Here is a 13,932-nt window from a genome sequence, read left to right as displayed (position 1 = left end):
CGAAGGGTGCAACATGACTGACTCAGCGCGGATCGAGTCTGGCCAGCTTGGTCGCGACACGCTCGCCGTAGTCGGCATCCGCCTGGCGGAAGTGCGCGATCATCTTGTCCTGCACGACGTGGCTGACACCCACCATGGTGCCGGCGATGACGTCCGTGATGCGCGACTTCTGACCTTCATCGAACAGGCAGTAGAGATTGCCGGCCTGGCTGTAGTTGTCCTCATCGCTGTTGTCGTGATAGCCCATCCAGGCGTTCTGCTCCAGCGGCATCGGCGGCTCGGCGACAGTGGCGTCCGGCACCGGGGCGCCGTGATCGGCACGCTCGTTGGGGTAGAAGTTGGTGCGCGAGTACTGGCCACCTTCCTTCGTCTCTCCCGGCACGCCCTGGCCGACCTGACCGCCCAGCGGACCGCCACCGTGACCGGTGACCGGGCACATGCCCGCCATCACGCCATCACGCTGGTAGTGGTTGACCGGGCAGACCGGACGGTTGACCGGCAGCTGCTCGGCGTTGGCACCGACGCGATAGCGGTGTGCATCGGCGTAGGCCCACAGACGTGCCTGCAGCACGCGGTCCGGGGAGGCGCCGATACCCGGCACGAAGTTGGACGGTGAGAACACGGACTGCTCGACTTCCGCGAAGTAGTTCTCCGGGTTGCGATTGAGTTCCATCTTGCCGACTTCCATCAGCGGGAAGTCACCGTGCGGCCACACCTTGGTCAGATCGAAGGGGTTGATGTGGTAGTCGCGCGCCTGCTGCTCAGTCATCACCTGGAGGTTGACGGTCCAGCTCGGACGCTCGCCACGCTCGAGGCGGGTGAACATGTCGTGCTGGTGGAAGTCCGGTGCGACCTGTGCCGCTTCGTCATCGGTCAGTGTCTCGTGGCCTTGGTCGGTCTTGAAGTGCCACTTGACCCAGACACGCTCGCCCTTGTCGTTCCACAGGCTCAGCGTATGCGAGCTGTAGCCGTTCATGGTGGTCAACGACTTCGGGATACCGCGGTCGGACATCAGGATGGTGACCTGATGCAGCGCCTGCGGATGGTTGGCCCAGAACTCCCAGCGGTTCTGCCAGTCGACCATGTTGGTGCGCGGGTCTTTCTTCTGGGTGTGGATGAAGTCAGGGAACTTGGATGGCTCGCGGATGAAGAACACCGGCGTGTTGTTGCCGACCATGTCCCAGTTGCCTTCCTCGGTGTAGAACTTCAGGGAGAAGCCGCGCACGTCACGAGTGTTGTCGCCGCTGTCCTGACCACCGGCCACGGTGGAGAAACGTGCCAGCATCGGGGTCTGCTTGCCGACGCCCTGCAGGAAGCGGGCAATGGTCAGGTCAGACAGGTCACGGGTCAGGGTGAAGGTGCCGTAGGCGGCAACGCCGCGGGCGTGGACGACACGCTCCGGAATGCGCTCACGGTTGAAGTGCGCCAGCTTCTCGAAAAGACGCCAGTTGTCGAAGGTCAGTGAGCCATTCGGGCCCGCTGTCTGGCTGATGTCATCGTGAGGCACCGGGGCGCCGTTACCAGTGGTATAGCGTGGAGTCTGGGACATGTTGACGTTCTCCTGTCAGGTAGAAAAAAGCGCTATCAAACTCGACTGGCAAGGCCAGATGCTGCTGATGTCACATTTTCATGCGCTGCTTGATGTGAAAGCCTGCAGCCCATTGTCGAATCGGGTCGGGGCCAATGCCTGCCCGGCATGTGCTGGCTTGTGGCCCCTTGATGCCTGCTTACCTTACGCACCTGGTGCTTCTAGCGATAATCAATTACCAGCATGCCTTCGATAATCAGCCCCTATCACCGAGCCTATCAGCCACTCTCAGCGGCGTGAACCGCAGGACGGCACTCAACCCAACGGCATCACCAACCTTGTTTACACCTTTCACCGCCACCCCATCTTCACGCCCACAAATGACCGCATCATGACCATGAAAAAGCCCCCTGACCTTCAAAGGTCAGGGGGCTTGGTGGCTCACATCATGCCTTTTGGGGCGTCAGCGCCTCATGCTGGCATCTGATTGGCACGCGCATCACGCGACCACACACGGTGAGCCAACAGGGCATCACGCAGTGGCAGGCTGGCGGCGAGCACATCATCCACCAGGATGACGCCCTCCTCGACCGGCACGCGCGCGGCGGCCAGCAATTCCTTGCCTTCACTGATCGCCACGATGGGCTTGAGGTGCTTGTAAGCCTCCTGCACGTAGTAGAGGCCGAGCCCTGATGCGGCCAGCGCCTTGACGCTGCCCTCGCCACCGGCCACGACGACGGCATCCACCGCCACGGACGGCAGACCATTGAGCATCGCGTCCGGCGCCAGCATGCTGCCATCACTGGCCTTGATCGGTGCCATGCTCGGCGCGATCAGCAGCCCTTCGGCGCCTTCATCGCTGAGCTGCTTCTGGATGGAGCGCACATCTTCCATCGTCACGCCATCGGCCGCCAGAATCGCCACCTTGCGGGTCGCGATGCTGTCGGGCATGCGCGCCATCAGGCTCAGCGCCGGGTCGCTCTCGACCTGACTGGTGCCCAGCTCCCCTTTCGGCGCCGGCTGGGTGGTGGGCGCCTCGATACCGTGGTTCTCACCGACACGACGCGCCAGCTCCAGATCGATGTTGGGCAGGATCTCGGTGATCACCCGCTCACGGATCCACGGGCGTTCGACCTTGGAGAGCTCGAAGGTGTAGGCCGCGATGATGTGCTCCTTCTCCACCTCGGTCTGGCTGTTCCAGAACAGGGTGGCCTGGGAGTAGTGATCCCCGAAGGAGGCACTGCGCGCACGCACCTTGTGCGCCTCGATGCGCTCATGATGTGGCTCGTAGCCGCCATGTTCATCCGCAGGCGGCGTCTCGGAGGGCCAGCCACCATCGATGGAGTTCGGCTCGTAGGACGCCTGCCCGGTGTTGATGGTCTGACGATGCTGGGCATCGCGCTGGTTGTTGTGGAACGGACACACCGGCTGATTGATGGGGATCTCGTGGAAGTTCGGTCCACCAAGACGCAGCATCTGGGTATCCAGATAGGAGAACAGACGCCCCTGCAGCAGCGGGTCATTGGAGAAGTCGATACCCGGCACGATGTTGGCCGGATTGAAGGCCACCTGCTCGGTCTCGGCGAAGTAGTTGTCCGGATTGCGATCCAGCACCATCTTGCCGATCGGCACCACCGGCACCAGCGATTCGGGGATCAGCTTGGTCGGGTCGAGGATGTCGAAATCGAAACTGTGTTCATCCTTCTCTTCCACCACCTGGATGCCCAGTTCCCACTCCAGCGGCGCACCGTTCTTGATGTCGTCCCACATCATGCGGCGATTGAAGTCCGGGTCACGTCCCCACAGCTTCTGGGCTTCATCCCAGATCAGCGAGCAGGTACCCGCCACCGGCTTCCAGTGGAACTTGACGAAGCGCGACACGCCTTCACGGTCGATCAGACGGAAGGTATGCACGCCGAAGCCTTCCATGTTGCGGTAATGGCGCGGGAAGGCACGATCCGACATGGTCCACAGCACGGTGTGGGTGGTTTCCGGCATCAGCGACACGAAATCCCAGAAGGTGTCGTGGGCCGACTGCCCCTGGGGAATCTCGTTGTGCGGCTCCGGTTTCACCGCGTGCACGAAGTCCGGAAACTTCATGGCATCCTGGATGAAGAACACCGGGATGTCGTTGCCGACCAGATCCCAGTTGCCTTCATCGGTATAGAACTTGGTCGCGAAGCCGCGCACGTCACGGACGGTGTCATTGGAGCCGCGCGAGCCCTGTACGGTGGAAAAACGCACGAACACCGGTGTCTTCTTGGACGGATCACGGAACACGCCGGCCTTGGAGTACCTGGCGGCATTGTCGTACGCCTGAAAATACCCGTGCGCGGCTGCGCCACGCGCGTGGACGATACGCTCCGGAATACGCTCGTTGTCGAAGTGGTTCATCTTCTCGCGGAAGATGAAATCTTCCATCAGGGTCGGACCGCGTTCCCCCGCCTTCAGCGAGTTGTGGTTGTCCGCGATGCGCAATCCCTGGTTGGTACGCAGGTCATGCCCCTCGGCATCCGCGCGATAGGTCTCCAGCGCCTCGTCCTTGGCCTTGCCATCCCCGGCATTGGGCTGGGTGTCATGTGGCCCGTTGCGATTGGGATGGGTATAGGGGTTCTCCGCGTCTGCCGAGCGGTTCTGGCCCTCGTGGTACGGGCACTTGGCGCTGTCGGCATTTGACTGGGGGGAGGATGCTGAATCGTGCTCATTGCTCGCCATGCTCAAACGCTCCTGTTTTCGCTAGATCTGCAACGCGCCATCCGGGATGGCGTCGAAGTTGATTCGGCCTTGCGATGTCCTGTCAGGCTGCCTTGTCACGGTCACGAGGACCGTCTGGCTGTCAGGGGCAACCGATGACAGGCGACTTCCATGCGGCGGGTGTCTCGAATGAATCCCTTAGGACACCCACGTGGGACTTGATGCACCTGCGACCTGAACTGCTGTGGAACGCCTGACGATGTTCGCCGGCGCCGCATCGTCAGGCCTTGGACTTGACCTTCGAGACGATCCACAGCAATACCACCGCCCCCACGATCGAGACGACCAGCGAGCCGATGATGCCGGTGGAGGCCAGCCCCAGCAGCTTGAAGATGACGCTGCCCAGCAGGCCACCGACCACACCGACGACAATGTTGCCGAGAATGCCGAAGCTGCTGCCACGCATGATGTTGCCTGCGATCCAGCCAGCCAGACCACCGATGATCAATCCAAGAATGATACCCATCTGCTGTCTCCTTTCTTGCGGATGAAGTGGCGCTGTACGCCCGATGAACATGTCTTGGAGACGATCTCGCGAAATTAAAAGGGTCAGATTTCCCGATTGTCAGAACGAGGAGCCGGGCTGGCGAAGAAATGCCTCCTCCTGTGGCGTGGAAACACGGCCGAGAATCGCGTTGCGGTGCGGGTAACGGCCGAATCTACGCACGATGTCCGCATGCCGTCGCTCGAAGCGCAGCGTGTCCTCGAGCCCTGGGCGTGCAAACAGCGCTTCAGCGTGTTCATGGACACGCAACGACTCGCTGTGCATCCACGGCATGATGACGAAGGGTTGCCAGGCCAGCGGGAGGCGTTCGAGATCCCCCAGCGCCACGGCCTGCTGGGAGAGCGCGAGTGCCAGGCTGTCGCCACTGAAGGCACGCGGGGTATCGCGATGGATATTGCGCGCGAACTGGTCCAGCACCAGGATTTCCGCCAGCCGACCACCGGGAGTGGTGCGCCACTCCCACAGTTCACAGACCAGTGCCTGCTCGAGAAGCTCCGCGAACCGTTCACGCAGCTGAGCATCGAGGGCCTCGCTCTTGCGAAACCAGTCCTTGGGCGTCAGTCGAGTGAACCAATGTTCGAGCACCGGCCGTGCCTGGGGATGGCTATCCGCGATCAGCCTGTCGGCATCCGATGGCGCGGGGGTGGACGATGAAGGTGTCGGGTTGGAGGGGCGTGAGGGACTCATGAAAGGTGTCCTGATCCGGGAGTGGCATGAAGTGACAGCAAGTCGCAAAGGGAAGAGGTAAACAGAGAAAGAGAGCGAGAAAGCGAGCGAGAAAGAGAGAGAGCGGCCACAAGGCAAAGAGAGCCCGCAACACCGCAACACCGCAACACCGCAACACCGCAAGGGGGCTCTGACGGCCGGACGTCGCGCTGCCGGTTCACGGGACTGCATGGCGATCATGGTTCTGACACCTGATCGTCATCTTGAGCATGGAAAGTAGCCTCTCCCGTGAGCCCTGTCAGCCACCGCGGCACCTTTGCCGCCGCTGCCATCCTGATGCCAGACCGTAACAAGGAAGCCCTTCATGTCCCGCCGTCTGTCTGATCTGCTACCTTCCCGCTCCTCGCGCACGACACCTGCCTCGCCCACCTCGCAGGACGACGCGAACGCGAACCCCGGTGACTCGCATGCCGCACGCGCCGGCGCACCTTCGCGAATGGACCGCCGACGCCTGCTGAGCCGTGGCCTTCAGGGTGCCGGCGTGGGCCTGCTGGCAAGCTCAGGCCTGCTGGGCGCCCCGGCCATCGTGATGGCCGAGGGCCGTCGCCCGGGCATGCCCTCTGGCGTGATGAGCGGCGACGTGACCGCCAGCCGCGCCATGCTGTGGAGTCAGACCGACAAGCCGGCCCGCATGCTGATCGAGCTGGCCGACAACATCGAGATGCGTGGCGCCTTCCAGATGCGCGGCCCCGTGGCCTTGCCGGCCGACGGCCTGACCAGCAAGCTGGATCTGACCCGCATCAACACCCGCGCCAACGCCAGCGGCGAAGTCTTCTACCGGGTACGCTATGCGGCACTGGATGACCACCGCGCCATCAGTGAGGCGACCACCGGGCGTCTGGTATTGCCGCCCGGCGTTCAGACACCGCGCGCGCTGCGCTTCGTGTGGTCCGGTGACACCGTCGGCCAGGGCTGGGGGATCAACCCGGATTTCGGTGGCCTGCGCCTCTACGAGACGATGCGCCAGGTCAAGCCGGACTTCTTCCTGCATTCCGGCGACACCATCTACGCCGATGGCCCGCTCGAGGAGAGCGTCACTCAGCACGACGGCAGCCTGTGGCGCAATATCGTCACGCCGGCCAAGTCCAAGGTCGCCGAGACCCTGGACGAGTATCGTGGTCAGTACGCCTACAACCTGATGGACGAGAACCTGCGTCGCTTCAATGCCGAAGTGCCGATGTTCGCCCAGTGGGATGACCACGAGACCACCAACAACTGGTATCCGGGCGAGATTCTCGAGGATGACCGTTACACCGAGAAGAATCTCGACGTGCTGTCCGCCAATGCGCGTCGTGCCTTCCTCGAGAACATGCCGCTGCGGACCGGCCCAGCCGCGCCGGAACGCATCCACCGCAACTTCAGCTTCGGCCCGGGGCTCGAGATGTTCATGCTCGACATGCGCAGCTTCCGCGGCCCCAATTCCGCCAATCGCCAGTCCGGGCGTGGCCCCGAGACCGACTTCCTGGGGCGCGATCAGCTGGCATGGCTCAAGCAGTCGCTCAAGGCCAGCACCGCCACCTGGAAGATCATCGCCTCCGACATGCCCATCGGCCTGCTGGTGCGTGACGGCGACAATTTCGAGAACGGTGCCAATGGCGATGGTGAGGCGCTGGGACGCGAACAGGAAGTCGCGGAGCTGCTGAAGTTCGTGCGCGATCACGACATCCAGAACCTGGTGTGGCTGACGGCGGATGTCCATTACACCGCCGCGCACCACTACTCGCCCGAGCGCGCCGTCTTCAAGGAGTTCACGCCGTTCTGGGAATTCGTCAGCGGGCCGATCCATGCCGGTACCTACGGCCCTGGCGAGCTGGACAATACCTTCGGGCCAAGACTGGAATTCGTGAAGGCACCGCCGAAAGGCCGTGCCAACATGTCGCCCAGCGAAGGGTTCCAGTTCTTCGGTCAGGTGGATCTCGATCCCGAGAGCGAAGCACTGACCGTCACGCTCAAGGATATCCACGGCGCCTCGCTCTACCAGCAGGTGCTGACCCCCGCCGCCGCCAGCGCCTGACAGCGGTGTCGGTTTCTGGCACTCGCTTCTGATGTCGGCATGTGGCACTCGCTGCTGACTATCGGCTTCTGAAACTCGCTGCTGACTATCGGCTTCCGATACCAGCTTCTGACAACGACAACGCCCCGCCTCCTGCTGTCGATCGACACGCAAGAGGCGGGGCGTTCTGGTCATGGCGACAGGTCGACAGCCGCTGGCGGGCTATGTCTGCACGAATCAGACAATTGCAGAAAAATGTCAGACAAATTGTCAATGGTGAGAGTCCGGCATTTCTTTGACACTGATCGGCACGCTAGATGTCGGTCGCTGACAGCGTGTCTCGTGGTACCGCGCGCCAACGGTGAGACATGTTCTGCAGACGATGGGCAGCTGAGCAGGCAGGCCTCCGAGCCCTGTTGTTCAACAAGGATAACGCCATGAATGCCCTCACCCTGAGCTCCTTCGTGTTCTTCACGGGGCTGGTCGCCGTGATCACCTGGTGGCTGACCCGTCGTGACGACCATCGCCATTCCACCGGCTACTTTCTTGCCGGCCGCAGTCTGACCTTCCCGATCATCGCCGGCTCCCTGCTGATGACCAATCTCTCCACCGAGCAGATGGTGGGCCTGAACGGGGCCGCCTTCACCGATGGCCTCTCCGTGATGGCCTGGGAGGTGGTGGCCGTGGTCTCGCTGGTCGCGATGGCCATGTTCTTTCTGCCACGCTTCCTCAAGAGCGGCATCACTACCCTGCCGGAGCTGCTGGCACTGCGTTTCGATCGCACCACCCAGCTGCTGGCCAACCTGATCTTCATGCTGGCCTACGCCATCATCCTGCTGCCCAGCATCCTCTATTCCGGCGCCCTCGGCCTGATGGGCGTGCTGGATTTGCACGCCCTGACCGGCATCGATTCCCAGATGGTGCTGTTGACCGGTACCGTGATCGCCGTCGGCATCGCAGGGGCCATCTATGCCCTCTTCGGCGGTCTGCGCTCCATCGCCATCTCCGACACCCTGAACGGTATCGGGCTGCTGATCGGCGGCATGATCATCGTCTACTACGGGCTGGATCGGATCAGTGATGGCAACGGCATTCTCGCCGGGTGGGAAACACTCAAGGAGACCCACCCGGAGAAGCTCAATTCGCTGGGCGGTGATGACCAGTCAGTACCGGTCTCGACCCTGTTCACCGGGGTGCTGCTGCTCAACATGTTCTACTGGTGTACCAACCAGCAGATCATCCAGCGTACCTTCGCCGCCAAGACATTGGCCGAGGGCCAGAAGGGGGTGCTGCTGACCGGCGCGCTCAAGCTGCTGGGCCCGCTGTACCTGGTACTGCCGGGCATCATCGCCTTCCAGCTCTACGCCGGTGATGGCATCAAGGCTGACGCCGCCTACGGTCGCCTGGTCTTCGATGTATTGCCTGCCCCGCTGACCGGCTTCTTCGCCGCGGCGATGGTCGGCGCGATCCTGTCGTCCTTCAACTCGGCGCTCAACTCCACCGCCACGCTGTTCAGTCTCGATGTCTACAAGGCACGCCTCAAGCCGGATGCCAGCGATGAAGAGGTGGTCAAGGCGTCCAAATGGGCGGGCTGGATCATGGCGGCCGCCGCGATGACCATCGCGCCGCTGCTGGCGACCCAGGAAAGCCTGTTCGTCTATATCCAGAAGGTGAACTCCATCTACTACATCCCGCTGCTGGCGGTGATCGTGGTCGGACTTCTCTCCAGGCGCGTGCCAGCCATCGCCGCCAATCTGGCGCTGGTGCTGGGCTGTGCGGTCATCGGCCTGTTCTACTTCGTGCCGGTGCTTTCCGAGCTGGTCGACAAGGTGCACAACTTCCACTTCATCGCCATCGTGCTGGTGCTGTTGATCGCCCTGATGCTGGTGATCGGCAAGCTGGCACCGCGTGCCGAACCCTGGATCCAGCAGGATGTCGGTGCCATCGACATGACGCCCTGGGCTGGCACGCGCATCGCCAGCATCATTCTTCTCATACTGGTGATGATCATCTATCTGGCCTTCGCCGGCTGAGCACTGCATGACCTGACGGTGTCCCCCTGGCCGCCTGCGCCCCGTTCTCCTCGCCGAGACGGGGCGCTTTCGTTGCGCGGCGCGGCGGGTCTCGCGTCACGGGTCTTACAAGGCGGCCTTACAAGGCGGGCCTGACACACGTTTCCTCTGCCCGCCATCACGCCGACAGGGGCGAGCCAAGCCCCGAAACCAACGTATGTTCTACAAATGGCGGATAGCAGGAACTCGGGAGATACCTACACTGTCGCCAGACTTGCCGCGAATGTTACCGGTGAGTCTCGTCACGGACGATGACACAGCTCGCTGTGTGCATTGCATCGATACTGCTGGACTGATCGCCGAATCGCCGCGCGGACCGAGTGCCCGTGAGCCAGACGTCGCGCCAGCCAGCATCAAGGAACCCTCCTCCCATGCACGCCCTTACCCTTGTTTCTTTCGTGTTCTTTACCGGCCTGGTCGCCGCCTTGACCTGGTGGTGGACACATCGCGATGACACCTCGCATTCCACCGGCTATTTTCTCGCCGGACGCAGTCTGACCTTCCCGCTGATCGCGGGCTCGCTGCTGATGACCAACCTGTCCACCGAACAGATGGTCGGTCTGAATGGCGCCGCCTTCACCGATGGTCTGTCGGTGATGGCCTGGGAGGTCATGGCGGTGCTGGCGATGGTGGTGATGGCGCTGTTCTTCCTGCCACGCTTCCTCAAGAGCGGCATCACCACCCTGCCGGAACTGCTGGCGCTGCGTTACGGGCGCAGCACCGAGCTGATCACCAACCTCATCTTCCTGTTCGCCTATGCGGTGATCCTGCTGCCGATCATCCTCTACTCCGGTGCCATCGGCCTGCAGGGCATGCTGGATCTGCCCTCTCTTACCGGCATCAGCTCACCCAATGCACTGCTGTGGATGACCATCTGGGTGGTCGGCATCATCGGCGCCATCTATGCGCTGTTCGGTGGCATGCGCTCCATCGCCATCTCCGACACCCTGAACGGCGTGGGACTGTTGATCGGCGGCATGCTGATCGTCTGGTTCGGTCTCGATGCCGTGAGCGACGGCCAGGGCGTGATGGCTGGCTGGGACACGCTGACCGCCGCCAATCCCGAGAAATTCAATTCCATGGGCAGTGAAGACCAGTCGGTGCCCTTCTCGACCCTGTTCACCGGCGTGATGATCATCAACTTCTTCTACTGGTGTACCAATCAGCAGATCATCCAGCGCACCTTCGCCGCCAAGACCCTCGCCGAGGGCCAGAAAGGCGTGCTGCTGACCGGCGCGCTCAAGCTGCTGGGCCCGCTGTATCTGGTGATTCCCGGCATCATCGCCTATCACCTCTACGCTTCTTCCGGCGTCAAGGCCGACAGCGCCTACGGCCAGCTGGTGTTCGACGTGCTCCCCGCACCGCTGACCGGCTTCTTCGCCGCCGCGATGGTCGGGGCGATCCTGTCGTCCTTCAACTCGGCGCTGAACGCCACCACCACGCTGTTCTCCACCGGCATCTACAAGGCGCACCTGCGCCGTGATGCCAGCGACGAGGAAGTGGTCAAGGTCTCCAAGGGCTTCGGCTGGGTGCTGGCGATCGCTTCCATGACCCTCGCGCCGCTGCTGGCCGGTCAGGAAAGCCTGTTCGGTTACCTGCAGAAGATGAATGCCATCTACTTCATCCCGATCTTCGCCGTGGTACTGATGGGCCTGCTGACGCGTCGCGTGCCGACCATCGCCGCCAACCTGGCGCTGTTGATCGGCTGCAGCGTGATCGGCGTGGTCTACTTCGTGCCGGCCTTCTCCGGCGTGCTGGACGTGATCCACGAGTTCCACTTCGTCGGCCTGGTGTTCGTGCTGCTGATCGCGATGATGCTGATCATCGGCAAGCTGGCACCGCGCAACGAGCCATGGATCCAGCAGGATGTCGGCGCCATCGACATGACCCCCTGGAAAGGTGCCAAGGTCTGTGCGCTGCTGCTGGTCGTGCTGGTGATCGCCATCTATCTGGCCTTCATCTGACCCGCGCCGTTTGCTGACTCGCCCCGCGAGCAGCACATCCGCCATGACACGAATGCCCCGCCCTGTCTCCCCGGACAGCCGGGGCATTCGTGCATTTGTGCATTTGCTGCACCGCTTTCAGGCATGCTGGACGAGTCGCTCATCACCGAGGTCTCCCATGTCCCGCTGTCGCCTGCGTAGCCGTCGTCCGCGCCTCAAGGTGCTGTCACTGTCGATCTCCCTGCTCGCCTCACTGATGTCGGTGCCTGTCAGCCAGGCCGCCGAGCGCTGGCAGCGCGCCGATGTGCTGACGGACAGTTTCATGGAAGTGGCGCTCAAGCGTGAATACCAGCCCGGCAGCAGCGCCTCGCTCACCCGCTGGCAGGTGCCGATCACGGTCTGGCTCGATTCGCAGCTGGGTGACGCCCGCCTGCAACGCCAATTGAGCCAGGTCCAGTTTCGTCATCTCTCCGCCATCACCGGCCAGCCGCTGAGTTTCGTGTCCTCCGCCAGAGAGGCCAACCTGCGCATCGCCTTCATCACTCGGGGCCACATGACTCGCGAGGCCGCCGCCTACGTCGGCAAGCAGCAGGCCGCCACCCCGGGCATGCGCAAGGCACTGCGGGAAGGCGTGTGCCTGACACTGTTCAAGACCGGGGCCGACCAGGCCATCGCCAGTGGGCTGATCCTGATTCCGGTCGACTACGCCCGCCAGAAGGCACGCCTGGTGGACTGCGTCGTCGAGGAAAGCGCCCAGCTGATGGGATTGCCCAATGATTCGGACGCGGTGTTTCCCTCCATCTTCAGCGACGTCACGGTGGATCATTGGCTGAGTCCGCTGGATTACGTGCTGCTCAAGATGCTCTATGCCCCTGAGCTCTCCCCCGGCATGTCAGCCGATGAGGTCCGCGCCGCGCTGCCTGCGGTCATCCAGCGACTTGCCGAGCAGGGCGAGCTGTCACACGCTGTCCGTCGGGTGCGCAAGGGTAGCCTGCGGGAATGGGCGGGAGAGTAGGCATGCAAGTCATCACGCGCCCCGCCCCGGACTCCTCGACGCCTGACGGAGAATTGGAACGCCTGAGCGGAGCACAGGCATAATCAGGACAGGCGCACCAGGCGCCGCAATCCGTCGGAGCTGCGTCATCATGTCATCCTCATCCTCCACTGCCGGTCGGGCCCGCCTGCCGCTGGCCGTCACGCTGTTGTCGCTGTGCCAGGCCTTGCTGGTCAGCGGCAACATCCTGTTGATCGCGGTCTCGCCGCTGATCGGTGCCCAGCTTGCCTCGAGCAGCTGGTCGACCGCGCCGGTCGCGACCCAATGGCTGGGCCTGATGTGCGCCACCATCCCTGCCTCGCTGATCACCGCACGCCTCGGACGACGCCGCGGCTTCGTGCTCGGCAATCTGTGCGGGCTGGCAGGCGCGGGGCTGGCCGTGCTGGCGCTGCACCTGCAGCATTTCGGGCTGTTCCTGTTCTCCACCTGGCTGGTGGGCATCGGGATCGGCTTCGGCCAGCTGTATCGCTTCGCCGCCATGGAAGCCGCGCCCCCGGAGCAGCGGGAGCGCGCCATCGGGCTGGTGATGGGTGGTGGCGTGCTGGCAGCCTTCTTCGGCCCCTGGCTTGCCCGCACCAGTCATGCACTGGCCGACACGCCCTTCCTGGGCAGCTTTCTCGGGCTGGGGGCGCTGTATCTGGTGGCGTTGCTGCTGTTGGCCTTCATTCGGCTGCCCAGCGAAGGCAGCGCCCAGTCGGACGGCGATGATGAACCCGAACCCGCGCGCCCGTTGGGCGTGATCCTGCGCCAACCGACCTTCCTGCTGGCCGTGCTCAGCGCGATGGTCGGCTATGGGGTGATGAACCTGGCGATGACGGCCACGCCACTGGCCATGGCGCATGCCGGACACGGCTTCGATCACGTCGCCACCACCATCCAGTGGCATGTGGTCGCGATGTTCCTGCCCTCCTTCTTCACCGGACGCCTGACCGCACGTTTCGGCACCGGCACCATGATCATCACCGGCTGCGCCTTCCTGCTGGCGAGCCTTGGCACCGCGCAGCTGCTGGCCGCCGGCTATCTGACCGGCACCCAGGGCTTCTTCCTCGGCCTCATCCTGCTCGGCATCGGCTGGAACTTCACCTTCCTGCCCGCCACCACGCTGCTGACCCGCTGTCATCGCCCCAACGAGAAGGCCCGCACCCAGGCCGCCAACGAGTTCCTCGTCTTCACCACAGGCGCGGTGACGGCACTGCTGGCCGGACCACTGGTCAGCACGCTGGGCTGGGCGCTACTCAACCTGCTGCTGATCCCCGCCTGCCTGCTGCCCATCGCCCTTCTGGCGTGGCGTCAGCTTGCCTTGCGCGCCGATCGCCCGCAGATAGAGGGATGATGGCGAGCCGTGCGGCGCACACTG

The 13,932-nt window shown here is 63.2% G+C and carries 9 protein-coding genes; 5 read left to right on the top strand and 4 right to left on the bottom strand.

The window, feature by feature from the left end; all coding sequences use genetic code 11:
• Positions 1–22: 22 nt before the first annotated feature.
• From BOH68_RS02670 to BOH68_RS02655, 4 genes are all read right to left on the bottom strand, one after another.
• A complete protein-coding gene (locus BOH68_RS02670; protein ID WP_077379255.1) occupies positions 23–1,549 on the bottom strand; it encodes a catalase in 1,527 nt (508 codons plus the stop codon).
• A gap of 450 nt (positions 1,550–1,999) precedes the next feature.
• Positions 2,000–4,243: a catalase HPII gene (katE, locus tag BOH68_RS02665; RefSeq protein WP_077379253.1), complete on the bottom strand. Its 2,244-nt coding sequence runs from the start codon at positions 4,241–4,243 to the stop codon at positions 2,000–2,002.
• Between the two features lie 259 nt (positions 4,244–4,502).
• A complete protein-coding gene (locus BOH68_RS02660; protein WP_077379251.1) occupies positions 4,503–4,748 on the bottom strand; it encodes a GlsB/YeaQ/YmgE family stress response membrane protein in 246 nt (81 codons plus the stop codon).
• A gap of 99 nt (positions 4,749–4,847) precedes the next feature.
• Entirely contained in the window at positions 4,848–5,474 is a 627-nt protein-coding gene (locus tag BOH68_RS02655; protein WP_077379249.1) for a DUF924 family protein, read from the bottom strand.
• 343 nt (positions 5,475–5,817) lie between these two features.
• Here BOH68_RS02655 and BOH68_RS02650 point away from each other — a divergent pair, with 343 nt between their 5' ends.
• From BOH68_RS02650 to BOH68_RS02630, 5 genes are all read left to right on the top strand, one after another.
• Positions 5,818–7,527 carry an alkaline phosphatase D family protein gene (locus tag BOH68_RS02650; protein WP_258038356.1) on the top strand — a complete coding sequence of 570 codons (1,710 nt, stop codon included), beginning with the start codon at positions 5,818–5,820 and terminating at the stop codon, positions 7,525–7,527.
• Positions 7,528–7,943: 416 nt separating this feature from the next.
• Positions 7,944–9,539 (top strand): solute:sodium symporter family transporter, encoded by a 1,596-nt coding sequence (locus BOH68_RS02645; protein WP_077379247.1) that lies wholly within the window; start codon positions 7,944–7,946, stop codon positions 9,537–9,539.
• Between the two features lie 410 nt (positions 9,540–9,949).
• On the top strand, positions 9,950–11,542 hold the full coding sequence (locus BOH68_RS02640) for a solute:sodium symporter family transporter (RefSeq protein ID WP_077379245.1): 1,593 nt from the start codon (positions 9,950–9,952) through the stop codon (positions 11,540–11,542).
• A 157-nt stretch (positions 11,543–11,699) separates the two neighbouring features.
• A complete protein-coding gene (locus BOH68_RS02635; RefSeq protein WP_170877481.1) occupies positions 11,700–12,536 on the top strand; it encodes a DUF2927 domain-containing protein in 837 nt (278 codons plus the stop codon).
• A 166-nt stretch (positions 12,537–12,702) separates the two neighbouring features.
• Complete coding sequence (locus BOH68_RS02630) at positions 12,703–13,908, top strand: MFS transporter (RefSeq protein WP_077379419.1); 1,206 nt, start codon at positions 12,703–12,705, stop codon at positions 13,906–13,908.
• Positions 13,909–13,932: the final 24 nt, after the last annotated feature.

The organism is Cobetia sp. MM1IDA2H-1 (genome assembly GCF_002916775.2).
In the GTDB taxonomy this organism is placed as follows: domain Bacteria; phylum Pseudomonadota; class Gammaproteobacteria; order Pseudomonadales; family Halomonadaceae; genus Cobetia; species Cobetia marina.
The sequence above is the reverse complement of the archived record's forward strand: the minus strand, read 5'-3'. Positions and strand labels throughout refer to the sequence as shown.